This is a genomic window from Kitasatospora sp. MMS16-BH015 (assembly GCF_002943525.1).
Classification (GTDB): Bacteria; Actinomycetota; Actinomycetes; order Streptomycetales; family Streptomycetaceae; genus Kitasatospora.
The window spans coordinates 5,218,884-5,243,937 of the sequence record NZ_CP025394.1; the positions used below are offsets into that span (position 1 = coordinate 5,218,884).

General features: G+C 72.1%; 19 protein-coding genes and 1 pseudogene. 12 read left to right on the forward strand and 8 right to left on the reverse strand.

All coding sequences use genetic code 11. From position 1 onward, the window contains the following. Positions 1–28 precede the first annotated feature (28 nt). From CFP65_RS22650 to CFP65_RS22660, 3 genes are all read left to right on the forward strand, one after another. Complete coding sequence (locus CFP65_RS22650) at positions 29–1,645, forward strand: NADH-quinone oxidoreductase subunit M (protein WP_104817911.1); 1,617 nt, start codon at positions 29–31, stop codon at positions 1,643–1,645. Next, positions 1,642–3,279, forward strand: a complete 1,638-nt coding sequence (gene nuoN / locus CFP65_RS22655; protein ID WP_104817912.1) for an NADH-quinone oxidoreductase subunit NuoN — start codon at positions 1,642–1,644, stop codon at positions 3,277–3,279. Before CFP65_RS22650 ends, nuoN begins: the two co-directional genes overlap by 4 nt. A gap of 188 nt (positions 3,280–3,467) precedes the next feature. Continuing rightward, positions 3,468–4,481, forward strand: coding sequence for a polyprenyl synthetase family protein (locus CFP65_RS22660; protein ID WP_104821049.1), 1,014 nt, complete (start codon positions 3,468–3,470; stop codon positions 4,479–4,481). Between the two features lie 196 nt (positions 4,482–4,677). Here the strand turns inward: CFP65_RS22660 and CFP65_RS22665 are convergent, their stop codons facing one another. Then, positions 4,678–5,820, reverse strand: a complete 1,143-nt coding sequence (locus CFP65_RS22665; protein WP_371682514.1) for an IS30 family transposase — start codon at positions 5,818–5,820, stop codon at positions 4,678–4,680. Positions 5,821–6,004: 184 nt separating this feature from the next. Between CFP65_RS22665 and CFP65_RS22670 the strand changes: the two genes are divergently transcribed. The 3 genes and pseudogenes from CFP65_RS22670 (at position 6,005) to CFP65_RS22680 (ending at position 10,014) form a co-directional block, all read left to right on the forward strand. Further along, on the forward strand, positions 6,005–6,667 hold the full coding sequence (locus CFP65_RS22670; protein ID WP_168219622.1) for a response regulator transcription factor: 663 nt from the start codon (positions 6,005–6,007) through the stop codon (positions 6,665–6,667). Positions 6,668–6,995: 328 nt separating this feature from the next. Next, a pseudogene (locus CFP65_RS22675) lies at positions 6,996–8,870 on the forward strand (2-oxoacid:acceptor oxidoreductase subunit alpha); the annotation flags it as partial. A 97-nt stretch (positions 8,871–8,967) separates the two neighbouring features. After that, the gene (locus CFP65_RS22680) at positions 8,968–10,014 is read left to right on the forward strand and encodes a 2-oxoacid:ferredoxin oxidoreductase subunit beta (protein WP_104817915.1); all 1,047 of its coding nucleotides are present in this window, start codon (positions 8,968–8,970) and stop codon (positions 10,012–10,014) included. A gap of 65 nt (positions 10,015–10,079) precedes the next feature. Here CFP65_RS22680 and CFP65_RS22685 read toward each other — a convergent pair whose 3' ends face one another. Further along, positions 10,080–10,475 (reverse strand): helix-turn-helix domain-containing protein, encoded by a 396-nt coding sequence (locus CFP65_RS22685; protein ID WP_104817916.1) that lies wholly within the window; start codon positions 10,473–10,475, stop codon positions 10,080–10,082. A gap of 98 nt (positions 10,476–10,573) precedes the next feature. Between CFP65_RS22685 and CFP65_RS22690 the strand changes: the two genes are divergently transcribed. The 3 genes from CFP65_RS22690 to CFP65_RS22700 all read left to right on the forward strand — a co-directional run bounded on the left by CFP65_RS22690 (position 10,574) and on the right by CFP65_RS22700 (position 12,988). Continuing rightward, positions 10,574–11,422, forward strand: coding sequence for an SDR family oxidoreductase (locus CFP65_RS22690; protein ID WP_104817917.1), 849 nt, complete (start codon positions 10,574–10,576; stop codon positions 11,420–11,422). Positions 11,423–11,576: 154 nt separating this feature from the next. Continuing rightward, on the forward strand, positions 11,577–12,497 hold the full coding sequence (rarD, locus tag CFP65_RS22695; protein WP_104817918.1) for an EamA family transporter RarD: 921 nt from the start codon (positions 11,577–11,579) through the stop codon (positions 12,495–12,497). A gap of 134 nt (positions 12,498–12,631) precedes the next feature. Then, the gene (locus CFP65_RS22700) at positions 12,632–12,988 is read left to right on the forward strand and encodes a hypothetical protein (protein WP_104817919.1); all 357 of its coding nucleotides are present in this window, start codon (positions 12,632–12,634) and stop codon (positions 12,986–12,988) included. 14 nt (positions 12,989–13,002) lie between these two features. Here CFP65_RS22700 and CFP65_RS22705 read toward each other — a convergent pair whose 3' ends face one another. The 3 genes from CFP65_RS22705 to CFP65_RS22715 are packed head-to-tail and all read right to left on the reverse strand — an operon-like array spanning position 13,003 to position 16,102. Further along, positions 13,003–13,875 (reverse strand): ABC transporter permease, encoded by an 873-nt coding sequence (locus CFP65_RS22705; RefSeq protein WP_104817920.1) that lies wholly within the window; start codon positions 13,873–13,875, stop codon positions 13,003–13,005. After that, a complete protein-coding gene (locus tag CFP65_RS22710) occupies positions 13,862–14,833 on the reverse strand; it encodes an ABC transporter ATP-binding protein (RefSeq protein ID WP_174805563.1) in 972 nt (323 codons plus the stop codon). Before CFP65_RS22710 ends, CFP65_RS22705 begins: the two co-directional genes overlap by 14 nt. Then, entirely contained in the window at positions 14,834–16,102 is a 1,269-nt protein-coding gene (locus tag CFP65_RS22715; RefSeq protein WP_104817921.1) for a DUF2092 domain-containing protein, read from the reverse strand. It lies immediately after the preceding gene. A 232-nt stretch (positions 16,103–16,334) separates the two neighbouring features. Here CFP65_RS22715 and CFP65_RS22720 point away from each other — a divergent pair, with 232 nt between their 5' ends. Next, entirely contained in the window at positions 16,335–18,866 is a 2,532-nt protein-coding gene (locus CFP65_RS22720) for a bifunctional FO biosynthesis protein CofGH (protein ID WP_371682545.1), read from the forward strand. 140 nt (positions 18,867–19,006) lie between these two features. Beyond that, complete coding sequence (locus CFP65_RS22725; RefSeq protein ID WP_104817923.1) at positions 19,007–20,110, forward strand: ADP-ribosylglycohydrolase family protein; 1,104 nt, start codon at positions 19,007–19,009, stop codon at positions 20,108–20,110. An 82-nt stretch (positions 20,111–20,192) separates the two neighbouring features. On the opposite strand, the gene CFP65_RS22730 is transcribed toward CFP65_RS22725, so the two are convergent. The 3 genes from CFP65_RS22730 to CFP65_RS22740 form a co-directional block, all read right to left on the reverse strand. After that, on the reverse strand, positions 20,193–20,390 hold the full coding sequence (locus CFP65_RS22730; RefSeq protein WP_104817924.1) for a DUF397 domain-containing protein: 198 nt from the start codon (positions 20,388–20,390) through the stop codon (positions 20,193–20,195). Beyond that, a complete protein-coding gene (locus tag CFP65_RS22735) occupies positions 20,387–21,244 on the reverse strand; it encodes a helix-turn-helix transcriptional regulator (RefSeq protein WP_104817925.1) in 858 nt (285 codons plus the stop codon). Before CFP65_RS22735 ends, CFP65_RS22730 begins: the two co-directional genes overlap by 4 nt. A 341-nt stretch (positions 21,245–21,585) precedes the next feature. Further along, complete coding sequence (locus CFP65_RS22740) at positions 21,586–22,305, reverse strand: GPP34 family phosphoprotein (protein WP_104817926.1); 720 nt, start codon at positions 22,303–22,305, stop codon at positions 21,586–21,588. 305 nt (positions 22,306–22,610) lie between these two features. On the opposite strand from CFP65_RS22740, the gene CFP65_RS22745 reads away from it, so the two are divergent. After that, positions 22,611–25,052: a D-alanyl-D-alanine carboxypeptidase gene (locus tag CFP65_RS22745; protein WP_158702318.1), complete on the forward strand. Its 2,442-nt coding sequence runs from the start codon at positions 22,611–22,613 to the stop codon at positions 25,050–25,052. The last annotated feature ends 2 nt before the right edge of the window (positions 25,053–25,054 follow it).

Sequence of the window (25,054 nt, forward strand, 5' to 3'; positions counted from 1 at the left end):
GTCAACTCTCTTGGTGGGAGGCCCGGCCATGAGCTACCTGCTGACCGCCACCTGCGCGGTGCCGGCGGCGGGCGCGGTGCTCACCGCCGCCCTGCCCGCCGGCTCCGACGAGACGCGCCGCCGCACCACCAAGGCCGTCGCGCTCACCGTCTCGCTGGCCACCCTGGCGCTGGCCGCCGTGGTCGCCGCCCGCTTCGACACCGGCGGCGACCGGTACCAACTCACCGAGTCCTACAGCTGGATCCGCTCCTTCGGGATCAGCTTCTCGCTCGGCGTGGACGGCATCGGCGCCGTGCTCACCCTGCTGACCGCCGTCCTGGTGCCGGTGGTCATGCTGGCCTCCTGGAACGACGCCGACCCGGTCCGCAATCCCGACGGCACCTTCGAGAACCTCCGCCGCACCCAGGCCTTCTTCGCCCTGGTGCTCGCGGTGGAGGCGATGGTGGTGGTCTCCTTCCTGGCCACCGACGTCTTCGTGTTCTACGTGTTCTTCGAAGCCATGCTGATCCCGATGTACTTCCTGATCGGCGGCTTCGGCGACCGCGCGGGCGGCCCCGACTCGGCGGCCCAACGCTCCTACGCCGCCGTCAAGTTCCTGCTCTACAACCTGCTCGGCGGGCTGGTCATGCTGGCCGCCGTGGTCGGCCTGTACGTGGTCGCCTCGAACCAGGGGTTCGCGAGCTTCGACCTGCCGACGCTGAGCAACGCCATCGCCGACGGCAAGCTGGTGATCGACCCGACGGCCGAGAAGGCGCTCTTCCTGGGCTTCTTCTTCGCCTTCGCGGTCAAGGCCCCGCTCTGGCCGCTGCACACCTGGCTGCCGAACGCGATGGGTGAGGCCACCGCCGGCACCGCCGTGCTGATCACGGCCGTGGTCGACAAGGTCGGCACCTTCGCGATGCTGCGCTTCTGCCTCGGCCTCTTCCCGCACGCCTCGCGCACCTTCGGCCCGGCCATCCTGGTGCTCGCACTGATCGGGATCGTCTACGGCGCGCTGCTGGCGGTGGGCCAGAAGGACATCAAGCGGCTGGTGGCCTACGCCTCCATCTCGCACTTCGGCTTCATCATCATGGGCATCTTCGCCTTCACCAGCCAGGGCCAGAGCGGCGCCACGCTCTACATGGTCAACCACGGCATCTCCACCGCCGCCTGGATGCTGGTGGCCGGCTTCCTGATCTCCCGCCGGGGCTCGCGCCTGATCGCCGACTTCGGCGGGGTGCAGAAGGTGGCCCCGGTGCTGGCCGGCACCTTCCTGATCGGCGGCCTGGCCACCCTCTCGCTGCCGGGCATGGCGCCCTTCGTCAGCGAATTCCTGGTGCTGGTCGGCACGTTCAGCAAGTACCCGGTGATCGGCATCATCGCCACCCTGGGCATCGTGCTCGCCGCGCTGTACGCGCTGCTGCTCTACCAGCGCACCATGACCGGCCCGGTCAAGGCCGGCGTGGAGGGCATGAGCGACCTTCGGCTGCGCGAACTGCTGGTGGTCGCCCCGCTGGTGGCGCTCACCCTGCTGCTGGGCGTCTACCCCAAGCCGCTCACCGACCTGGTGAACCCGGCCGTCAACGCGACCCTCTCCCAGGTGCACCAGTCCGACCCGGCACCGGCCCACCCGGTCGCCGCAACCTCCGGAGGTGAGCAGAAGTGAGCCACTCCCTCTACCTCGCGGCGGCGGGCGGCAACAGCCCGAGCATCCCGGCCCCGCACATCGAGTACGGCCAGCTCTCGCCGATGCTGATCGTCTTCGGCGCGGCCGTGCTCGGCATCCTGGCCGAGGCGTTCCTGCCCCGGAAGGCCCGCTACGCCACCCAGGTGACGATCGCGCTGGTCGGTCTGGCCGGCGCCTTCGCCGCCTTGGTGGTGCTCGCCACCCAGGGCTACGCCACCACCAAGGCGGGCCTGCTGGCGATGGGCGCCGTCGCCCTCGACGGGCCGGCGCTCTTCATCCAGGGCGTGATCCTGCTCTCCGCCGTGGTGGCCGTGCTCGGCTTCGGCGAGCGGCGGCTGGAGCCCCGGCTCAACGGCTCGCCGGTGGACGCCTTCGCCGCCCAAGGCGCCGCGGTGCCCGGCAGCGAGCAGGAGCGGCAGGCCACCATGGCCGGCTTCGCCACCACCGAGGTCTACCCGCTCACCCTGTTCGCCGTCGGCGGCCTGCTGCTCTTCCCGGCCGCCAACGACCTGCTGACCATGTTCGTGGCGCTGGAGGTCTTCTCCCTCCCGCTCTACCTGCTCTGCGCGCTCTCCCGCCGCCGGCGGCTGCTCTCGCAGGAGGCGGCGGTCAAGTACTTCCTGCTCGGCGCCTTCGCCTCGGCCTTCTTCCTGTTCGGCACCGCGCTGCTCTACGGCTACGCGGGCAGCGTCTCCCTCCCGGAGATCGCCGACGTGATCGCGGGCACCGCCCCGACCACCCCGGCGCTGGCCGTCACCACCCAGAACGACGCGCTGCTGCTGATCGGCCTGGCGATGCTCTCGGTCGGCCTGCTCTTCAAGGTCGGCGCGGTGCCCTTCCACTCCTGGACGCCTGACGTCTACCAGGGCGCCCCGACGCCGGTCACCGGCTTCATGGCCGCGGCCACCAAGACGGCGGCCTTCGGCGCGCTGCTCCGCCTCTTCTACGTCGCCTTCCCCGGCCTGCGCTGGGACTGGCGGCCGGTGATGTGGGGTGTGGCGATCCTCACCATGGTGGTCGGCGCGATCCTGGCCGTCACCCAGCAGGACGTGAAGCGGCTGCTCGCGTACTCCTCGATCGCCCACGCGGGCTTCATCCTCACCGGCGTGATCGCCACCAACAAGCAGGGCCTCGGGGCGGTGCTCTTCTACCTGCTCGCGTACTCCTTCGTGACCCTCGGCGCCTTCGCCGTGGTCACCCTGGTCCGCGACTCCAAGGGCGAGGCGACCCACCTGTCCTCGTGGGCCGGGCTCGGGCGGCGCTCGCCGCTGCTCGCGGCGGTCTTCGCGCTCTTCCTGCTCGCCTTTGCCGGCATCCCGCTGACCAGCGGTTTCACCGGGAAGTTCGCGGTCTTCCAGGCCGCGGCGGCCGGCGGGGCCACCCCGCTGGTGATCGTCGGTGTGCTCAGCTCGGCCGTCGCGGCCTTCTTCTACATCCGCGTCATCGTGCTCATGTTCTTCTCCGACCCGCAGCCCGGCGGCCCGGCCGTCGCGGTGCCCAGCGCGATGACGGCCACCGCCATCGCGCTCGGCGTGCTGGTCACCCTCGGTCTCGGACTGCTCCCGCAGTACTTCCTGGACCTCGCCTCGAAGGCCGCCGTCTTCGTGCGCTGACCGACCCCGTACGACAGAGCCCGTGGCACCCGACCACGGGCTCTGTCGTACGGCGACTCGGAGCAGACCCGCACGCCCGTGCAGTGATCCACTCACGACCGGATACCCTCCTTGTAGGCCAGCGGCGGCACGCAGGGAGCGGGCCGCAGATTCGGCCGCAGATTCGACCAGGGACAGGAGTGGTCTTCGTGACCGTCGTGGGGCCCTTCGGGCTGAGCGTGCAGGACCGCGATCTGACCCGGGACGTCCAGACCGGGATGGACGCCGTGGAGGCCGCGCTCGCCGAGGCCGTCAAGAGCGACATCCCCTTCATCACGATCACCGCCAGCCACCTCATCGAGGCCGGCGGCAAGCGCTTCCGCCCGCTGCTCGTGATGCTGGCCGCCCAGTTCGGCGACCCGTACGCCCCCGGTGTGGTGCCCTCCGCCGTGGTCGTCGAGCTCACCCACCTCGCCACGCTCTACCACGACGACGTGATGGACGAGGCCCCCGTCCGCCGGGGCGCCCCCAGCGCCAACGCCCGCTGGGACAACTCCGTCGCCATCCTCACCGGCGACTTCCTCTTCTCCCGCGCCTCCCAGGTGCTCGCCGACCTCGGCCCGGAGGCCGTCCGGATCCAGGCCGACGCGTTCGAGCGCCTGGTCACCGGGCAGATCCTGGAGACCGCGGGCCCGGCCGCCGGCCAGGACCAGCTCCAGCACTACCTCGACGTGCTCTCCGGCAAGACCGGCTCGCTGATCGCCGTCTCCTGCCGCTTCGGCGCGCTGATGGCCGGTGCCGAGTCCTGGATGGTCGACATCCTCACTCAGTACGGCGAGCGGATGGGCACCGCCTTCCAGCTCGCCGACGACGTGCTCGACATCGCCTCCGACGGCCACGAGTCCGGCAAGACCCCCGGCACCGACCTGCGGGAGGGCGTCCCGACCCTCCCGATCCTGCTCCTCCAGCAGACCGAGGCGGACCCGGCCGACCCGGAGGACGTCCGCCTGCGCGAGCTGCTGTCGCAGGACCTCTCCGAGGACGACGAGCTGCACGCCGAGGCGCTGCGGCTGCTGCGCCGCCACCCCGCGCTGGAGCGGGCCCGGCGGGAGACGCTGCGGTACGCGGAGGAGGCTCGCGCCCTGCTCGCTCCGCTGCCGGAGTGTCCGGCGAAGGACGCGCTGCAGGGGCTGTGCGACGCCGTAGCCATTCGTACTATGTGAACCACCAGGGGCGCGGGGCCCCTCTCGATTTACTGCGTGCGCGGCCGACCCTGCACTCTGCTGCTGTTTTACACCGTGAGCCAGTTGCACTGTCCGATGATGGTGCAGCTGGCTCTCTGTGCTGAGTGACAGCTCCGCTTCTTCCGATCTCGCGCAGGGTGGTTTCTAGCGGTCGTTGCAACACGTGGTTGGTTGTCTAGGCCGTGTGGAGTTTATGCAGGCGCTCGGCTGGGGTGTCCCAGTCGAGCGTTTTGCGTGGGCGGCCGTTGAGTTGGGCGGCGACGGCGGCCAGGTGTTCGGGGCTGTGGACGGACAGGTCGGTGCCCTTGGGGAAGTACTGGCGGAGCAGGCCGTTGGTGTTCTCGTTGGAGCCGCGCTGCCAGGGGCTGGCGGGGTCGCAGAAGTAGACCGGGACGTCGGTGGCGATCGTGAAGTCGGCGTGCCGGGCCATCTCGGCGCCCTGGTCCCAGGCCAGGGACCGCCTGAGGTGGGCGGGCAGGGTCTGGACGGTCGCCACGAGGGCGTCGCGGACCTGTTCGGCGCCGCGGCCGGCCGGGAGGTGCAGGAGCATGACGTAGCGGGTGGCGCGCTCGACCAGGGTGCCGATCGCCGAGGCGCCGTCCTTGCCGATGATCAGGTCGCCCTCCCAGTGGCCGGGGACGGCCCGGTCGTCCGCCTCCGCGGGGCGTTCGCTGATCATGACCATGGGGTGGGCGAAGCGGGGGCGGCGGGTGGCGGCCTGCCGGTGCGGGATCCGCCGGGCCCGGCCGGTGCGCAGGGCGGCGGCGACCTCGCGGCGCAACTCGCCCCGGCCCTGGAGGTAGAGGGTCTGGTAGACGGTTTCGACAGCCACGTGCATCTCCGGCCGGTCGGGGAAGGTTTCCCGTAGAGCCTGGCAGATCTGCTCCGGGCTCCACCTCAGGTCCAGGAGGTGCTGGATGAAGTCCCGCAGCTCGGGAGTCTGCCCGATCTTGCGCGGTTTGGGGCGGGGCCGGCGGGCGTTCGCGCGGGCCTGGGCCGCGTGCGGGCGGTAGGCGCCGCTGACCGGGTGGGCGTTGCGGGTGATCTCCCGGCTGACGGTGGACGGGCTGCGGCCGAGTTCCGCGGCGATTGCCCGGACGGTGGCCTTCTCCCGCAGCCGGTCGGCGATGTGGATCCGTTCCGCCTCGGTCAGGAACCGTGACCGCCCTGCCGGCCCGGTCGGCGGCGCCGGCTTCCCGTCGAGGTCGAGGGGAGCCGGCGCCGTGCGCTGGGTGCCGGTCGGCTTGCGCCCGTTACGCCACTTCTGGCCGGTCCTGCGGTCGACGCCGACGATCCGGCATGCCTCGGTGTTGCTCACGCCCTGCTGCACGAGCCGGGAGTATGCCGCCCGCTCCCGCAGCAGCTTCCGCCGACCCTGCGGTCTGCGGTTGCCACGGATCTCGAAGTCCATCGCATCCCCTGAACTGGGGTGTTGCAACGACTCCTAGAACCCAAGCAGTTCCCCGCGCCCCTAAAAACAAAAACGAACAGGGATCACCGACATGCTCCGTGTTGTCATCGCCGAGGACTCCGTGCTGCTGCGCGAGGGTCTGATCCGTCTGCTGACCGACCGGGGGCTGGAGGTGGTGGCCGCCGTCGGGGACGGGGAGGAGCTGCTCAAGGCGGTGCACGAGCTGGCCGCCGAGGGGGCTCTGCCGGACGTGGTGGTGGCGGATGTGCGGATGCCGCCCACGCACACGGACGAGGGCGTACGGGCCTGTGTGGCGCTGCGTGGGCTGTACCCCGGGCTGGGGGTGCTGGTGCTGTCGCAGTACGTCGAGGAGGAGTACGCGGGGGAGCTGCTGGCGGGCTCCACGCGGGGGGTGGGGTACCTGCTGAAGGACCGGGTGGCGGAGGTCCGCGAGTTCGTGGACGCCGTGGTGCGGGTGGCCGGGGGCGGCACGGCGCTCGACCCCGAGGTGGTGCAGCAGCTGCTCAGCCGGAGCCGGCGGGGCGACACGCTGGCGGGCCTCACGCCGCGCGAGCGGGAGGTGCTGGGGCTGATGGCCGAGGGCCGGACCAACGCGGCGGTGGCCAAGCAGCTGGTGGTCTCCGACGGCGCGGTCGAGAAGCACGTCAGCAGCATCTTCCAGAAGCTCGGCCTGGCCCAGTCCACCGAGGACCACCGGCGTGTCCTCGCGGTGCTCACCTACCTCGACTCCTGAGGGCCCTCACCTGCCCGTGGTCTCACTTGGTGGTCGATCCGGTCTCGCCCGGAGGGATTCGGGCGTCACCCGGACGGATCGGGTACGGTCGGGGATCGGTTCGTGGTTGAACTTGACGATGAGGTTTACACACCTACGTCGTTTGTCCTGAGTTCCGGCTCGCCGGTGGGCAGCCGCTCTAGGATGCGGGTGGTGCACCAGGCGGACGGGGCACACGGCTCACGCCCGCGGCTGGTCGCCCACGAGGAGGTCCGCGGCAGTGACCAGTCAGGTGGATCAGTCTGAGGCAGTGGACGGCTCGGACGGCGAGGGCGGTAGGGGCCCCACCGTGCCGAACGGTGGCACGGTACGGCCCGCGAAGCCGATCCGCCGGCTCGACCGGGTGATCATCCGCTTCGCCGGTGACTCGGGTGACGGCATGCAGCTCACGGGTGACCGGTTCACCTCGGAGACGGCCTCCTTCGGGAACGACCTCTCCACCCTGCCGAACTTCCCGGCCGAGATCCGGGCCCCTGCCGGTACCCTGCCGGGTGTCTCCAGCTTCCAGCTGCACTTCGCGGACCACGACATCCTCACCCCGGGCGACGCGCCGAACGTGCTGGTCGCGATGAACCCGGCCGCCCTCAAGGCCAACCTGGCCGACCTCCCGCGCGGCGCGGAGATCATCGTCAACACAGACGAGTTCACCAAGCGCGCGCTCACCAAGGTCGGCTACGCGGCCGACCCGCTGACCGACGGCTCGCTGGAGGCATACCACCTCCACCCGGTGCCGCTGACCTCCCTCACGCTGGAGGCGCTCAAGGAGAGCGGGCTGGCCCGCAAGGACGCCGAGCGGGCGAAGAACATGTTCGCGCTCGGCCTGCTCTCCTGGCTCTACCACCGGCCGACCCGGAGCACCGAGGCCTTCCTGCGGCAGAAGTTCGCCAGGAAGCCCGCCATCGCCGAGGCCAACATCCTGGCCTTCCGGGCGGGTTGGAACTTCGGCGAGACCACGGAGGACTTCGCGGTCTCCTACGAGGTGCCGCCGGCGAAGCTGCCGGCCGGCACCTACCGGAACATCTCCGGCAACCTCGCGCTCTCCTACGGCCTGATCGCCGCCGCCCAGCGCAGTGGCCTCCCGCTGTTCCTGGGCTCGTACCCGATCACCCCGGCCTCGGACATCCTGCACGAGCTGAGCAAGCACAAGAACTTCGGTGTCCGCACCTTCCAGGCCGAGGACGAGATCGCCGGCATCGGCGCCGCGCTGGGTGCGGCCTTCGGCGGCGCGCTTGGCGTGACCACCACCTCGGGCCCGGGCGTGGCGCTGAAGTCGGAGACCATCGGGCTCGCCGTCTCGCTCGAACTCCCGCTGCTGGTGGTGGACATCCAGCGCGGCGGGCCGTCCACCGGGCTGCCGACCAAGACCGAGCAGGCCGACCTGCTGCAGGCGATGTTCGGCCGCAACGGCGAGGCGCCGGTGCCGATCGTGGCCCCGGCCACGGCGGCCGACTGTTTCGACGCGGCGATCGAGGCGGCGCGCATCGCGGTGACCTACCGGACGCCGGTGCTGCTGCTCTCGGACGGCTACCTGGCCAACGGCTCCGAGCCCTGGCGGGTGCCGGGGGTCGACGAACTTCCGGAGATCAAGCCGGAGTTCGCCACCGGGCCGAACCACGTGCTGCCCGACGGCAGCGAGGTGTTCTGGCCGTACAAGCGGGACTCGCAGACGCTGGCCCGGCCGTGGGCGGTGCCCGGCACGGCCGGGCTCGAGCACCGGATCGGCGGGATCGAGAAGCAGGACGGCACCGGCAACATCTCCTACGACCCGGCCAACCACGACTTCATGGTCCGCACCCGCCAGGCCAAGGTGGACGGGATCGAGGTGGCCCCGGTGGAGGTGGACGACCCGAGCGGCGAGGCCCGGGTGCTGGTGCTCGGCTGGGGCTCGACCTACGGCCCGATCACGGCGGCTGTGCGCCGGGTGCGGGCCGACGGCGGCGCGGTGGCGCAGGCGCACCTGCGCAACCTGAACCCCTTCCCGGCCAACCTGGGCGCGGTGCTGCGCGGTTACGAGCGGGTGATCGTGCCCGAGATGAACCTGGGCCAGCTCGCCTTGCTGCTGCGGGCCAAGTACCTGGTGGACGCGCAGTCGTACAACCAGGTGCGCGGACTGCCCTTCAAGGCGGCCCAGTTGGCGGACGTGCTGTGGGTGGCCATCGGCACGCTCGACGCCGCTCTGGACGACAACGGGCTGGACGACAGCGGGCTGGGCGAGAACGAGCTGGACGAGAACGGTCCGGACGGGAACGAGGAGGAGCGCGATGTCTGAGGGATTCCCCTCGTTGAACCTGGTGCCGAAGTCGGAACTGCCCCTCGCAGCCCGTGACTTCAAGACCGACCAGGAAGTCCGCTGGTGCCCCGGCTGCGGCGACTACGCCATCCTCGCCGCCGTCCAGTCCTTCATGCCCGAACTCGGCATCAAACGCGAGAACACCGTCTTCGTCTCCGGCATCGGCTGCTCCTCCCGCTTCCCGTACTACATGAACACCTTCGGGATGCACTCCATCCACGGCCGCGCCCCGGCCATCGCCACCGGCCTCGCCGCCTCCCGACCCGACCTCTCCGTCTGGGTCGTCACCGGCGACGGCGACGCCCTCTCCATCGGCGGTAACCACCTCATCCACGCCCTGCGCCGCAACGTCAACCTCAAGATCCTGCTCTTCAACAACCGCATCTACGGCCTGACGAAGGGCCAGTACTCACCCACCAGCGAAGTCGGCAAGATCACCAAATCCACCCCCATGGGCTCCCTCGACCACCCCTTCAACCCCCTCTCCCTGGCCGTCGGCGCCGAAGCCACCTTCATCGCCCGCACCATCGACTCCGACCGCCAACACCTCACCTCCGTCCTCCGCGCCGCCGCCCGCCACCAAGGCACCGCCCTCGTCGAGATCTACCAGAACTGCAACATCTTCAACGACGGCGCCTTCGAACTCCTCAAAGAGCCCGGCACCCGCGACGAAGCCCTCATCCGCCTCGAACACGGACAACCCATCACCTTCGGCACCGACCAAGGCGTCTTCCGCGACCCCGACGGCGAACTGACCATCGACACCGTCACCGAGGCCAACCGCGACCGGGTGCTCGTCCACGACGCCCACCACCCCAGCGCCGCCCGGGCCTTCGCCCTCACCCGCCTCACCGACGCCGACCTCCTCCACCACACCCCCATCGGCGTCATCCGCGACACCGCCCGCCCCGTCTACGACACCCTGATGACCGATCAGGTGGAGGCGGCCGTGGCGAGCAAGGGCCGCGGCGACCTGGCCGGCCTGCTGGCCGGCAACGACACCTGGACCGTCGGCTAGCAGGCCCGCGCACGACGGAGGGGCCCGGAGTCGATCGACTCCGGGCCCCTCCGGTGCGTCCGGGCTCAGGCCCGGGCGTCGTACTCCTCGCGGGCCTCGGTGACGGCGCACATCCGGCCCTCCACCCAGTGGGCCAGGGCGGAGACCATCACGGCGGCCTCGGCGCCCAGCGGGGTGAGGCTGTAGTCGACCCGGGGCGGGATCACCGGGTGGACCACGCGCAGCACCAGGCCGTCGCGCTCCAGGGTCTGCAGGGTCTGGGCGAGCATCTTCTCGCTGACCCCGGCCACCCGGCGGCGCAGCTCGCTGAAGCGGTAGCCCCGCTCGTGCAGGGCGATCAGCACCAGCACGCCCCAGCGGCTGGTGACGTGCTCCAGTACGCCGCGCGAGGGGCACATCCGGTCGTAGACGTCGGGCAGCTTGTCGAGCAGGGTGCCCGGCTCGGGCGTGCTTACGTTCATATCAGTACCGTACTTCAGAGTGCGTACTTACGGAAGGAAAGTACCCCTCCTAGGGTGAGTGGGGAAGGCAGGACCCCACAACCCCTGAGGAGCACCAGATGATCGTCGTCACCGGAGCCACCGGACAGCTCGGCCGGCACGTGGTCGAGGGCCTGCTGGCCGTCGTCCCCGCGAGCGAGGTCGCGGTGGCCGTCCGCTCGGCCGAGAAGGCCGCGGACTGGGCCGCGCGCGGGGTCAGCGTGCGGGAGGTGGACTATGACCGGCCCGAGACGCTGGCCGGCGCCTTCGCGGCGGGGGACCGGGTGCTGCTGATCTCGGGTAACGAGATCGGCAAGCGCACCCCGCAGCACCTGGCCGTGGTCGAGGCGGCCAAGGCCGCCGGGGTCGGCCTGCTCGCGTACACCAGCATCCTGGGCGCCGCGACCTTCGGGCTGGCCGACGAGCACCGGGAGACGGAGGAGGCGGTGCTGGCCTCCGGCCTGCCCACCGTGCTGCTGCGCAACGGCTGGTACACCGAGAACTACACCGCCCACGCGGCCGGGGCGGTGGAGGGCGGCGCGGTGCTGGGCTCCAGCGGCGGCGGCCGGGTGGCCACCGCGCCCCGGCAGGACTACGCGGCGGCGGCCGTGGCGGTGCTCACCGGCGAGGGGCACGAGGGCCGGGTGTATGAGCTGAGCGGGGACGTGGCCTGGAGCCCCGAGGAGTACGCGGCGGTGCTGGCCGCCGAGTCGGGCCGGCCGGTGGTGGCGCGGGACCTGAGCGGGCCGGAGTACCACGAGGTGCTGGTCTCGATCGGGATGCCGGCGGCCTTCGCCGACGTGTTCGTGGACGTGGAGGAGGGCATCGGGCGCGGCGAGCTGGCCGGCACCTCGGGCGAGCTGGCCAGGCTGATCGGCCGGCCCACCGTGCCGCTGGCCGAGACGGTGAAGCAGGCGCTGTCCGCCTGACCTGCGGCGGTCGGTCCGGGGCCCGGCGCCCTGCCCGGTGCCGTACCCGGTGCCGTACCCGGTGTCATGACCAAAACGTGGATACGTAGATGACAGTCCTGCCCTCCGGGGGCTAGCGTCACCCCGACGACAGCACTCGAAGGGCAGGCCGGGCATGGTGGAGAAGAGCGAGGGGGAGGCGGCGCGCGGCCTCTGGTACGGGGCCGGGGCGTACGGGATCTGGGGGCTCTTCCCGCTGTTCTGGCCGCTGCTCGAGCCGGCCGGCCCGGTGGACATCCTGGCCAACCGGATGGCCTGGTCGCTGGTGGCCGTGGCCCTGATGCTGGCCGTCCAGCGCAAGTGGGCCTGGATCCGCCCGCTGCTCGCCGAGCCCCGGCGGCTCGCGCTGAGCGCGGCGGCGGCCGTCCTGGTCTCCGTCAACTGGGGCGTCTACATCTGGGGTGTGAACTCCGGGCACGTGGTGGAGACCAGCCTCGGGTACTTCATCAACCCGCTGGTGACCATCGGGCTCGGCGTGCTGGTGCTCGGCGAGCGGCTGCGCCCGGCCCAGTGGACGGCCGTCGGCATCGGCGGCCTCGCGGTGGCCGTGCTCGCCATCGGCTACGGGCGGCTGCCCTGGATCGCGCTGACCCTGGCCTTCACCTTCGCCGTCTACGGGCTGCTCAAGAAGAAGGTCGGGCTGGGCGGGGCCGAGAGCTTCGCGGTGGAGAGCGCGGTGCTCTTCCCGTTCGCCGTCGGGTACCTGGTCTACCTGGGCGTCACCGGCCGGGGCAGCCTCGGCCACGGCCTCGGGCACACCGGCCTGCTGATGCTCAGCGGGCTGATCACCGCCGTCCCGCTGCTCTGCTTCGGTGCGGCGGCCGTCCGGGTGCCGCTCAGCACGCTGGGGCTGCTCCAGTACCTGGCCCCGGTCTTCCAGTTCCTGATCGGCGTCGCCGTCTTCCACGAGTCGATGCCGCCGGCCCGCTGGGCCGGGTTCGCACTGGTCTGGGCCGCGCTCGCGGTGCTCAGCTGGGACGCGCTGCGGGGCTTGCGCGATCGGGCAGCGGCGCAGGCCCGGGAGGCCACTGCCTGAAGATCACCGAGCGGTCAGCGCGTGAAGATCTCGTTTCCGGATCTCCTCAACCGTGGTCCAGTCCTGCTAACGTCCCCCTTGCCGTACCTACCCCGCTCGGCTGCCCCGCCGACGCGCCACAGGATGGGGTCGCGATGGTCCACCTCACCGGGCAGTTCGCCCGCCCGTTCCGCCGTGCCGGTGGTCTGCCCCGGCCGGACGGGGAGGCCGTGCGGGTGCCCGCCGTGCGGCGGGAGATGGACGCGGCCGAGACCGGCGAACTGCTGATCACCCCGGGCCTGATCCGCTGGCAGCGGCACGGCCGCCCGGCCATCGTCCTCGAACGCCCGTACCGGCTCGACCGGGTGGAGCTCAAGGGCTCGCACCGGGCCCGACTGCACGGCCTCACCGCAGGCGTCCGGCTGGTCTGCCCCGACTGGTCGCCGCTCTTCCTGATCGCCCCCGCGCAGCTGCCGGTACTGGCCTGCGCGGCGGCGACGTCCAGGGTCTGACCAGGCACTTTCGCCTACGAGCTGATGTCCCGCCCGGTGAACCGGGCCCAGGCGGCCGAGCCGAAGACGGCCACGTAGACCGCCTGGAGGCCCAGGTCCTCCAGCACGTTGTCCCAGTGCATCGGCTGCCGCAGCAGATCCGAGAAGCTCAGCCACTGGTGGGTGAAGAGGAACGGCTGGATCGGCGCGAGCTGGGGGAAGTTGTCCAGGATCTGCACCGTGATCACCAGGCCGACCGTCACCGCCATCGCGGCCACTCCGCTGCCGGTCAGGGTGGAGACGAAGAGGCCGATCGCGGCCAGGCCGGCCAGCGAGAGGGCCACCACCGCGGCGATCAGCACGGCCCGCAGCAGGGCGTCGCCGAAGCCGATGGTGTCGCCCGAGAGCAGGGTGGCCTTGCCGAGCGGGAAGAGCGCGGCGCCGGTGGCCAGGGCGGCCAGGGCGACCGTCACGGTGGCCGCCAGGCAGAAGAAGAGCGCGGCGGAGAACTTGGCCAGCAGCAGCCGGGTGCGCCCCGCCGGGGCGACCAGCAGGTAGCGCAGGGTGCCGGTGCTCGCCTCGCCGGCGATCGAGTCGCCCGCGACCACGCCCACCGTCATCGGCAGGAAGACCGGTAGGGAGAGGGCGAGTGAAGTGAAGACCAGGAAGAGGCCGTTCTGGGTCACCTGGGCGACGAAGGCCGGGCCCTCGCCCCGGGCGGCGCCGCCGGTCTGGATCCGGATCACCACGCCGATCAGCACCGGCAGCGCGGCCAGGATGCCGAGCATGGCGATCGTCCGGGCCTTGCGGAAGGTCAGCGAGAGCTCGCTGCGGAACAGGGCCAGGAAGCCGCCCAGGCTGGCCCGCCGGACCCCCAGTGGCAGCGGCAGCGCCTCAGCCTGCGACATCGAAACCCTCCCCGGTCATCGCCACGAAGGCGTCCTCCAAGGTGCCGCGCCGGACACCGAAGCCCTGCACCCGGACGCCGGCCTCCACCAGTGCCGCGCACAGCTTGGCCAGCCCGTCCCCGTCCAACTGCCCGGCGGCGGCCGCCACCTCGCCCTCCTCGACCTGCAGGCCGTCGAGCCGGTGCCCGGCCAGCACCTCGGCGGCCAGCGCGGTGTCGGGCGTGCGGACGGTCAGCCGGCCCTGGGCCCGGGCGGCCAGCTCGGCCACCGTGCCCTGGACGATCAGCCGGCCCTTGGACATCACGGCGGCGTGCGTGCAGACCTGCTCGATCTCGTCCAGCAGGTGCGAGGAGAGGAAGACCGTGGTGCCCTCGGCCGCGACCTCGCGGACCAGGGTGCGGATCTCCCGCATGCCCTGCGGGTCGAGGCCGTTGGTCGGCTCGTCGAGCACCAGCAGCTCGCGCGGCTGGAGCAGCGCCGAGGCCAGGCCCAGGCGCTGCTTCATGCCCAGCGAGTACGCCTTGGCCCGCTTGCCGGCCGCCGCCGTCAGGCCCACCCGCTCCAGCGCGTGGTCGATCCGGGCGGCCCGGGTGCGGCCCTCGGAGGTCGGGTCGGCGGCGTCGAACCGGGCCAGATTGGCCCGGCCGGTGAGGTGCCCGTACAGCGCCGGGCCCTCGATGAGCGCTCCCACCCGGGGCAGCACCGCGCCGACCGACTGCGGCATCGGCGCGCCCAGGACGGCGGCCGAACCGGAGGTCGGGGCGATCAAGCCCATCAGCATCCGGATGGTGGTGGTCTTGCCGGAGCCGTTCGGCCCGAGGAAGCCGAACACGCTGCCCCGGGGCACCGACAGGTCGAGCCCGTCCACGGCGAGCTGGCCGCCGCGGAACCGCTTGGTCAACCCGCGGGTGCGGATCACGTCGTCCGGGGCCTCGCCCCGGGCAGGAGCGCCCGTCACCTACTTCACCCCGGCGGCGTTCTGGAGCACCGGCAGGGTGACGGCACCGGCGAAGTACCGGCCGTCGTCGGTGATCAGCACGTTGACCAGCTTGGTGCTGATCAGGTGGCCGCCGTCCACCGGCTTGCCGAGCGACTTGAACAGGCCGGCCGCACCCGCCGGCAGCCCGTGCTGCCCGGCCGCCCCGGCCGAGGCCGCTCCGGTGGGCAGCGAGCCGCTGACCACGGTGAGCCAGTCGGTGCCCGTCACCCCGGACTTGGCGCCCGCCGGCTTGCCGGCCTCGGGCTTGGCACCCTGCGGCTTCGCGCCCTCGGCCTTGCCGAGGAAGGTCCAGGGGTCGTCCTCCGGCTTGACCGCACCCGGCTTCGGCGCGCCCTGGCCGGCCTTCTGCTCCGTCACCTTGGCGCCCTTGGGGGCGGTGAACTCGAAGGTCTTGGCGTCGGGCTTGGCGAAGGAGACCTGGCTGAAGTGGGTGTCCAGCACCGTCGCGCCGGCGTCCGACTTCACGATCACCGAGAGGGGCACGCCGTTGTCGGCGTCCACCGCGATGCGGATCTGGCCGATCGTCGAGCCGCTCTGCTTGGGCTTGACGCTCAGCAGGTACGCCTTCTGCCCGGCCACCGTCGCGGTGCCGTCCACGGTGACCGAGGTGGTGTCGCCGGTGTGCGCGAGCAGCTGCTTCGCCGCCTCCTGCGGGGTGACCGGTGCGTCGGCCAGACCGCGCTTGGGCAGCACGTGCTTGTCGGCCGCGCCGCCCGCGCCCTGCGGGGCCGTCAGGTGCACGGCCTCGTTGCTCCGGCTGTCCCAGGCCCAGACCTCCGAGCCGTTGTGCACCAGCTCGTAGCCGGAGAGCTTGTCGACCAGGCCGATCCGCTGCCGGTCCGGCCCGTCCACCGCGACCTGGATGGTGTGGTCGCCGCCGAGCAGGGCCATCGCCTGGCCCTTCGGGTCGGCCTTGCTCGCCTCGTCCGAGCCGCCGTGGCCCGAGCCGCCCCGGCCGAGCATGCCGCCCGCCGCGCCCATCAGCTCGGTGGGCAGGCCCAGGTCGACCGAGAGCTTGACCGTGCCCGACATCGACTGCACGTCGGCCGAGGCCACCTTGGCCACCAGCTGCTCCGCCGTCAGCGTGGGCAGGCTCGGGGCCGAATCGCTCGCCAGCGCGGGCACCAGGCCCACCCCGGCGCCGATGGCCGCGACCACCGCGACCGGCACCAGCACCCGCACGGCCCGGCGCCGACCCGGCCGGTACGACACGTCCTTCTGCTCCATGACGCCTTCCCCTCCGCCAGAAAATCCTCAACTTCCCTGCACCACCATTGAAACCGCCCGCACCCCCGCCCGGCATCGTCCTGGGGAGCCAACTCCGCGTACGTCTGTCGGGGCAATCGACCCTGACACGGTCTCAGGGTTGCCGTAGTCCCGGAGGAGTAGTCGGTTCGCGTAAGGTCACTCCATGGCTACGCATGACTCCAGTCCCACCGCCGGTCCGACCGCCAACGCGATGCGACGGGCGCTGCACCGGGCCCGCACGGGTGTCTCGCTCGACGTGGCCGAGGCGGCGGTGCTGCTGCAGGCCAGGGGCGAGGACCTGCGGGAGCTGTGCGCGAGTGCGGCGGCAGTGCGCGATGCCGGGCTGGCGGCGGCCGGGCGGCCGGGCGTGGTCACGTACTCGAAGAAGGTCTTCATCCCGCTCACCCGGCTCTGCCGGGACCGCTGCCACTACTGCACCTTCGTCACGGTGCCGGGCAAGCTGCGGGCCGAGGGCAAGGGGCTGTTCCTCTCCCCGGACGAGGTGCTCGAGATCGCCCGGCAGGGCGCCGCGCTCGGCTGCAAGGAGGCCCTCTTCACCCTGGGTGACCGGCCCGAGGACCGCTGGCCCGAGGCGCGGGAGTGGCTGGACGCGCACGGGTACGACGACACCCTGGCCTACGTGCGGGCGATGGCGATCCGGGTGCTGGAGGAGACCGGCCTGCTGCCGCACCTCAACCCCGGGGTGCTGAGCTGGCAGGACTTCCAGCGGCTCAAGCCGGTGGCGCCCTCGATGGGCATGATGCTGGAGACCACGGCGACCAGGCTCTGGAGCGAGCCCGGCGGCCCGCACCACGGCTCGCCGGACAAGGAACCGGCCGTCCGGCTGCGGGTGTTGGAGGACGCGGGCCGCAGCGCCGTGCCGTTCACCACCGGGGTGCTGATCGGGATCGGCGAGGACTTCACCGAGCGGGCCGAGGCCTTCTTCGCGATCCGCCGCACCGCCCGGCAGTACCACGGCATCCAGGAGGTGATCGTGCAGAACTTCCGGGCCAAGCCGGACACCGCGATGCGGGCGATGCCCGACGCCGAGCTGGAGGAGCTGGCCGCCGCGATCGCGGTGGGCCGGCTGGTGCTCGGGCCCTCGGCCCGGATCCAGGCCCCGCCGAACCTGGTGGCGGGGGAGTACGGCCTGATCATCGGCGCGGGCATCGACGACTGGGGCGGGGTCTCGCCGTTGACCCCCGACCACGTCAACCCCGAGCGGCCCTGGCCGCACCTGGACGAGCTGGCCGCCCGCACCGCCGAGCACGGCTTCGAGCTGCGCGAGCGGCTCACCGTGCACCCCGAGTACCTGCAGCGCGGCGAGCCCTGGCTCGACCCGCGGCTGCTGCCGCACGTGCGCGCGCTGGCCGACCCGGAGACCGGGCTGGCCCGTGAGGACGCGATGCCCGTCGGCCTGCCCTGGCAGGAGCCGGAGGAGCTGCAGACCTCGGGCCGCACCGAGCTGCACCGCACCATCGACACCGAGGGCCGCACCGGCGACCGCCGGGCCGACTTCGAGGAGGTCTACGGCGACTGGGAGGCGCTGCGCGAGCAACTGCCCGCCCAGGTCGAGCGGTTGACCGGAGACGTGCGGGCCGCGCTGGCCGTGGCGGCGGCGGACCCGACCCGGCTGACCGACGAGCAGGCGCTGACCCTCTTCCACGCCGAGGGCCCGGCCCTGGACGCCCTCTGCGGCATCGCCGACGACGTGCGGCGGGACACCGTGGGCGACACCGTCACCTACTGCGTCACCCGGAACATCAACTTCACCAACGTCTGCTACACCGGCTGCCGGTTCTGCGCCTTCGCCCAGCGCCGCACCGACGCCGACGCCTACACCCTCTCGCTGGAGCAGGTGGCCGAACGGGCCGCCCAGGCCTGGGAGGTGGGCGCCACCGAGGTCTGCATGCAGGGCGGCATCCACCCGGACCTGCCGGGCACCGCCTACTTCGACATCGCGCGGGCGGTGAAGGAGCGGGTGCCGGGCATCCACGTGCACGCCTTCTCGCCCATGGAGGTGGTCAACGGCGCCAGCCGGACGGGGCTTTCGATCCGCGAGTGGCTCACCCGGGCCAAGGAGGCGGGCCTGGACTCCATCCCCGGCACGGCCGCCGAGATCCTGGACGACGAGGTCCGCTGGGTGCTCACCAAGGGCAAGCTGCCGGCCGCCACCTGGGTCGAAGTGGTCTCCACCGCACACGAGTTGGGCATCCGGTCCTCCTCCACCATGATGTACGGCCACGTGGACACCCCGAGCCACTGGCTGGGCCACCTGCGGCTGCTCGCGGAGATACAGCAACGGACCGGCGGCTTCACGGAGTTCGTCACCCTCCCGTTCGTCCACACCAACGCGCCGGTCTACCTGGCGGGCATCGCCCGGCCCGGCCCCACCGCCCGGGACAACCGCGCGGTGATGGCCATGGCCCGGCTGCTGCTGCACCCGCACATCCCCAACATCCAGACCAGCTGGGTGAAGCTGGGCGCCGAGGGCGCCGCCGAGATGCTCCGCTCCGGCGCCAACGACCTGGGCGGCACCCTGATGGAGGAGACCATCTCCCGGATGGCCGGCTCCGCCTACGGCAGCTACAAGTCCGTCCGCGACCTGCAGGCCATCGCCGAGGCGGCGGGCCGCCCGCACCGCCAGCGCACCACCCTCTACGGCGAGGTGCCGGAGGAGCGCCGGCAGGCGGCCCTGGCCTCGGACGGCCACCTGCCCGAGCTGCTCCCGGTGCTGGACTGAATCTTTCCTCCGGGTGACGATCTGCTGAAGGGCTGGTGTTCCCACTTCCCGGCTGACCCGGCCAGGCATTCGAATACAGTGCGAGTGCGCTCCGACCCCGGCGGCGCTGCCCCGAGGTCGACGGAAGGTGCCAGCCGGTGATGCCCCTGTGGTCGCGAGCCCAGCAGCAGGACTACCGGAGCCGGGTGCGCGGCTGCCTGCTCGGTGGCGCGATCGGCGACGCGCTGGGCGCCGGGGTGGAGTTCGAGCAGCTGGCCGCGATCCGCGAGGCGCACGGCCCGATGGGCGTCACGGGCTACCTGCCCGCGTACGGGCGCCGGGGCGCCGTCACCGACGACACGCAGATGGTGCTGTTCACCCTGGACGGCCTGATCCGGGCCCACATCCGCCGGGACGGCGGCAGTTGGCACCCGCCCACCGACGTGCACCGGGCCTACCTGCGCTGGGCGGCCACCCAGCAGGACTGGGGCCCGGACGAGCGGCGCAAGGACCTCGGCTGGCTGGGCCGGGAGGAGTGGCTCTACAGCCGGCGCGCCCCTGGCGAGACCTGCCTGGCCGGGCTGACCGGCCCGGACGCCGAGCGGCTCGGCACCCTGGACGAGCCGCGCAACCCGCAGTCCAAGGGCTGCGGCACGGTGATGCGGGCCGCGCCGTTCGGCCTGCTGACCGCCTGGGAGCCCGGCCTGGTCTTCCAACTGGCCGTGGAGTGCTCGGTGCTGACCCACGGCCACCCCACCGGCTACCTGGCGGCGGGCGCGCTGGCCGTGATCGTGCACACCGTCACCCGGGGCGGCACACTGGAGGAGGGCGTGCACCTCGCGCTGGCGCTGCTCTCCGAGCGCCCCGCGCACGAGGAGACCACGGCCGCGCTGCGGGCCGCGCTGGACGCCGTCCGGGCCGGCGAGCCCTCGGCCGAGCGGGTCGAGGCGCTGGGGGCCGGCTGGGTGGCCGAGGAGGCGCTGGCGATCGGGGTCTACTGCGCACTGGTGGCTCACGACGTCACCTCGGGCCTGCTGCTGGCGGTCAACCACTCCGGCGACAGCGACTCCACCGGCACCGTCTGCGGCAGCCTGCTGGGCGCCCTGCACGGCGAGACGGCCCTGCCGCCCGCCCTGGTGGCCGGGTTGGAGGGCCGGGCCACCCTGCTCGAACTCGCCGACGACTTCGTCCTGGAGCTGCTGCACGGCCCCGAGCTGCACAGCGCGGGCGAGCGCACCCCGTGGCTGGAGCGGTACCCGATCTGACGCACCGGCATCCGGAAACGGCGGTGCCCGCCGTACGGGGGGCGGCGGGCACCGGGCCGGTCAGGCCGGGGAGTCGAACGTTTCAGACGGTACCGAAGTCACCGGATCCGGCGGCGGCGGCGAAGGCGGCCCAGGCCTCCTGGGAGAAGTGCAGCTGGGGGCCCTCGGGGTCCTTGGAGTCACGGACGGCCACGGTGACGGCGGTCGGGACGGCGATCTCGACGCAGTTGCCGTTCGGGCCGCTGTAGGTGCTCTTGCGCCAGGTCAGGTTGCTGCTCATTTCGTGAACCTCTCGACGTAGGTGTTCATGAGGTGGCGAGTCTCCGCGACGCTGCACGCGGCCGCTCGCAGGTGGTCGTACATATGGGTATAGCGGCGGACGTCGGTCTCCTTCTCGAGGTAGAGGTCGCTCGTCACTCCTTCGAAGTAGACCACCGTGGAATCCGCCGACTCCGGGAACTCCATCAGGGAGAATGTCCCGGTCATGCCGGGGTGGGCCCCGTGGCTGAACGGGATCACCTGGATGTTGATGTTGGGCCGCTCGCCGAGCTCCAGCAGTTGGTAGAGCTGGTCCGCCATCACCTGCGGCCCGCCCACCTCCCGTCGGAGCACGGCCTCGTCTATGACCACCCAGAAGCTGCCCAGTGGGTTGTCCCCGTAGACCCGGCTCTGCCGTTTCAGCCGCACGTCGACCCGGCGCCGCACGGCGGCCGCGTCGTAGTCGGGCGAACTGCCCGCCACCACGGCCTCGGCGTAGCCCCGGGTCTGCAGCAGCCCGGGCACGTAGCTGGTCTCGTACGCCCGGATCGAGGAGGCCTCGGCCTCCAGGCCGATGTAGACGCTGTACGGGATGTCCCCGAACTCGTGCCACCAGCCGCGCTGGCGGGACTCGCGGGCCATCTCCATCAGCCCGGCCCGGACCCGCTCGTCACCGACCTCGTACACGTCGCAGAGGTCGCGCACGTCCCGCTGGCTGATGCTGCGTCGGCCGTTCTCCAGTCTGCTGATCTTCGACTGGGAGACCATCAGGCGGCCGGCCACCTCCTCGGCCGTCATGCCGCGCAACTCGCGCAGGCGCCGCAACTCGGCACCGAGACGCCGTCGGCGCACTGTCGGATTGATGCTGGCGGACACATCGACCTCCGGCCGGACCTCTGGCACGCCAAGGACCGACGTGCCACGGAAGAGTGTGGAAATTGGTACCAACCCCCCTGACTTGGAGCAGCATGTCATCTTGGCTCGGGTCGGCGCCGGGGAATCGACCCAGGACGATAGAACAGATCGTCAGAAAATCACTCATAAGTGACAGTGCTACTTGCGCCCGACCCACCGGAGCCGGTAATGCGCCGGCACCACGTTCGGCAGCCTGCCCGGGGCACGGCCGCGGAAACGGAAACAGGGCGGCCCTCCCGGCAAGCTGCTGCCGGGAGGGCCGCCCCGAGGTGCTCAGTGCTGATGGGGCCTGGCCCCCTTGCTCACCGGGCGCCGACCTGGGTGGCCACGCCTCGACCACCCGCGACGGCCCGGGCGGCGACCGGACGGCCTCCGCCGGTGCTCCGGCCCTGCTGCGCCGGAAGGCCGTTCTGCACGTCCATGACGGCGTGCGCGACCATCCCGCCGAGCGGGTCGTAACGGATCAGGTCGCGCAGCCGTGACCGCGAGGACCGTCCCTCGTTACCCGGATAGAGGTGCTTCCCGAGGCCGACCGAGTGCGCCAGTGCGGCCAGTGCGGCCGTCCTGGGGTCCGGTGGCACGCCGGTCCGGATGGCGGTGTCCAGCCGCTGCTTGATCGCGGCATTGGTGCAGTCGTCCGACGCCTGGTACCGCGTCGTCGGCAGCACGCCGCACACCTGGCCCGGCACGGCCGTCACCATGCCGCACCGTTCCAGGTGCGCCAGGTAGGTCTGCCGGAGCCCCAGTCGGGGCCCGCCGATCCAGTGTGCGGCCCGCACCGGGCTGCCGCGTCGGCGCAGCAGTTCCAGTGCGTGGTCCAGGGTCGGATCACCGGTCGGCCGTGGCATCACCACGGCGATCCGATCTCCGTCCGGGACGATTCGTCCGGCCAGGGACAGCTCGACGAGCTGTGCCCCGGCGAGTCCGAGGTCGAGGGTCTGCGGCTGCGCTGTGGTGCCCGTGGTCGGGTCCAGAGCGAGCAGCAGGAGTTCCTCGGGAATGGTTCTGCGGCTCTTGCCCATCCAAGCCTCCCCGCGTGGATGGAAGACAGAGTGACGCCTCTCACAGCGGCTTGTCGAGTACGCCTCCGAATCGTGACCTTGCGGAGGCCGCGCGGAACCGCCCCCGGCGCGGTCGGCGTCCCTCACGGGGTACGGCCCGCGGCGCGGCCCGCGCTCGGCCGCCCGGAAGAATAACGGCCGGTCGGGCGGGGTGTGGCCGTCGTTACGGCGCCCGGTGGCGGAGACTGTACAGCTACGGGAGTGCGGCGGGAAGCCGTGCGAAATGAGCTTCGGCCCTTCACGGGCGGACGAGGAGGAATGGTCACGTGGGCGAGTCCCCCGACAGTGTGCGGCGCGACGGTGAAGGGGATACCCCTACCCCCGAAGAGGGCCGCCCGAACTCGACGGTGACCCTGCGGGTCCGCGAAGTCGACAACAAGACCACCACCCTCCGCCTCCCCGCGGACAACAGGACCACCGCGATCCGCCTCCCGGCCGACCCGGTGGTGGCGGCGGCTGAGCCTGCGGCAGACGCGGCGGCGAAGGCCGGCAAGCCGGCGGCACCCTCGGCGAAGGCCGGGGAGCCTGCGGCGAAGGCCGGGGAGCCTGCGGCACCTTCGGCGGACGCCGGGAAGTCTGCGGCGAAGCCCGGGAAGCCTGCTGCGGACGCTGATCAGCCCGAGGCCGTCGAGCCCGCAGCCGAGTCGGCGGAGGTCGCCGTCGAGCACGCCGGCCCCGAGCGGGCGAGCGCGGAGCAGGCCGGAGCCGAGGCCGAGCAGCCCGAGCCCGAGGCCGAGTCTGCGCGGGCGGTCGACACCGGGGTGGGCGCGGAGACGAAGATGCTCCGGCTGCCCGCGAAGCCGAAGGAGCCCGCCGCCGAAGGTGCGACCGCCGGCGGCTCCGCCGCGCCCGGCGCTGCTGCTGCCGAGAGTGCTCCCGAGGTGCCGGCGGTCGACACGGGGGTGGGCGCGGAGACGAAGATGCTCCGGCTGCCCGCGAAGCCGAAGGAGCCCGCCGCCGGCTCCGCTGCCGACGGGAGTGCTCCCGAGGCACCGGTGGCCGACGCCGGGGTGAGCGCCGAGACCAAGATGCTCCGGCTGCCGCCCAAGCCCGCCTCCGCTGCCGCCTCCGCCGGTTCTGCCGCCGCAGGCTCCGCCGCTGCGACCTCCGCTGCCGTCGGCGCCCCCTCCTCCCGGCCCTCGGCCGCCGAGGCTGCCGAGGGTGTCGAGCCCGGTGGGGTCGACCCGCGTCTCGCCATACGGGACAGCCGGGGCCTCGCCGGTGCCGAGCTCAAGGGTGCCGCCAAGGCCCCCGCCGGTGCGCCCGTCGGCGGGACGGTGCCCGAGCCGCCCGTCGAGCCGGAGCCCGTGCCGGAGCCGGGCCCGGAGCCGGAGCCTGCGCCCGTGCCGACGCCGGTACCTGCGCCGAAGCCGGTGCCGGTCCCGCAGCCGGTGCCGCCGCTGCCCGTGCCGGATCCGGCGCCGCTGCCGGCGCCGGAGACCACGTCCGAGGCGATGGAGGTGCTGGCGGCGCTCAGCGCGCGGCCGGTCTCGCCGCTGCGCCGGGCCGTCAAGCGTTTCACCATCTGGACGGTCTTCCTGGGCTTCGTGCTCGGGCTGGTGGTCGCCGGGCAGCTGCTCCGCCCGCTGCCGGATCCGAAGACCAAGCTCTCGCTCGCCGATTCCTTCACCTTCGCCGGTGACCAGCCGGCGCTGCCCTGGCCCGGGAAGGGCCAGGCGGTGGCCGAGGTGGTCGGGGTGGGCAGCCTGGGCAGCTCGGGAACGGAGACCCCGGCGCCGATCGCGAGCGTCACCAAGGTGATGAACGCGCTGCTGATCCTCCAGGACCACCCGCTCAAGAAGGGTGAGAGCGGCCCGAAGCTCACCGTGGACAAGCAGGCGGCGCAGGAGTCCAGCGACGCCGACCAGTCCCGGGTCACCCTCACGGAGGGCCAGCAGCTCACCGAGTACGAGGCGCTCGAGATGCTGATGCTGCCCTCGGCCAACAACGTGGCCCGGCTGCTGGCCCGCTGGGACGCGGGCAGCGAGCAGGCGTTCGTGAAGAAGATGAACGACCAGGCCGCCAAGCTGGGCATGACCAACACCACCTACGCCGACCCGGCCGGGTACGACAACAACACCAAGAGCACCGCCAAGGACCAGCTCAAGCTGGCCGAGCTCGCGATGCAGAACGAGATCTTCCGTCAGGTGGTCGCCACCCCGGACACCACCTTCAACGGGCAGCGGGTCTACAACACCAACTACCTGCTCTCGGCGAAGAACGGCGTGATCGGCGTCAAGACCGGCTCCTCCACCCCGGCCGGCTCCTGCCTGATGTGGGCGGCGGTCAAGGAGATCGGCGGCGTCAAGCGGCTGATCCTCGGGGTGACGCTCGGTCAGCCGGCCACGACCTCCGACAACATCCTCAAGGCGGCCCAGACCGTCAGCCAGAAGATCATCACGGCCGCGCAGAACGGCCTCACCGGTCAGACCCTGGCCAAGCAGGGCCAGGTGGTCGGGTACGTGGACAACGGGCTCGGCGGCAAGACCTCGGTGGTCGCGGCCCAGGACCTGACGGTCGCGGGCTGGCCCGGCATCACGGCCAAGGTGACGCTGGACAAGGCCAAGCTCGGTCACACGGTGAAGTCCGGCACCCAGGTCGGCACCGTCTCGGCCGGCGAGGGCGACGGCAAGGTCGAGGTGCCGGTCACCCTCCAGGGCGACCTCAACCCGCCGTCGATCATGTCCCGCCTGCTGCGCCTGCTCTGAGG

Excerpts from the sequence above, each read along its gene's own strand:
- CFP65_RS22650 (WP_104817911.1), top strand. The coding sequence starts at position 29 with ATGAGCTACCTGCTGACCGCCACCTGCGCGGTGCCGGCGGCGGGCGCG.
- CFP65_RS22670 (WP_168219622.1), top strand. The coding sequence starts at position 6,005 with ATGCTCCGTGTTGTCATCGCCGAGGACTCCGTGCTGCTGCGCGAGGGT.
- CFP65_RS22680 (WP_104817915.1), top strand. The coding sequence starts at position 8,968 with ATGTCTGAGGGATTCCCCTCGTTGAACCTGGTGCCGAAGTCGGAACTG.
- CFP65_RS22685 (WP_104817916.1), bottom strand. The coding sequence starts at position 10,475 with ATGAACGTAAGCACGCCCGAGCCGGGCACCCTGCTCGACAAGCTGCCC.
- CFP65_RS22690 (WP_104817917.1), top strand. The coding sequence starts at position 10,574 with ATGATCGTCGTCACCGGAGCCACCGGACAGCTCGGCCGGCACGTGGTC.
- rarD (WP_104817918.1), top strand. The coding sequence starts at position 11,577 with ATGGTGGAGAAGAGCGAGGGGGAGGCGGCGCGCGGCCTCTGGTACGGG.
- CFP65_RS22700 (WP_104817919.1), top strand. The coding sequence starts at position 12,632 with ATGGTCCACCTCACCGGGCAGTTCGCCCGCCCGTTCCGCCGTGCCGGT.
- CFP65_RS22705 (WP_104817920.1), bottom strand. The coding sequence starts at position 13,875 with ATGTCGCAGGCTGAGGCGCTGCCGCTGCCACTGGGGGTCCGGCGGGCC.
- CFP65_RS22715 (WP_104817921.1), bottom strand. The coding sequence starts at position 16,102 with ATGGAGCAGAAGGACGTGTCGTACCGGCCGGGTCGGCGCCGGGCCGTG.
- CFP65_RS22720 (WP_371682545.1), top strand. The coding sequence starts at position 16,335 with ATGCGACGGGCGCTGCACCGGGCCCGCACGGGTGTCTCGCTCGACGTG.
- CFP65_RS22725 (WP_104817923.1), top strand. The coding sequence starts at position 19,007 with ATGCCCCTGTGGTCGCGAGCCCAGCAGCAGGACTACCGGAGCCGGGTG.
- CFP65_RS22730 (WP_104817924.1), bottom strand. The coding sequence starts at position 20,390 with ATGAGCAGCAACCTGACCTGGCGCAAGAGCACCTACAGCGGCCCGAAC.
- CFP65_RS22740 (WP_104817926.1), bottom strand. The coding sequence starts at position 22,305 with ATGGGCAAGAGCCGCAGAACCATTCCCGAGGAACTCCTGCTGCTCGCT.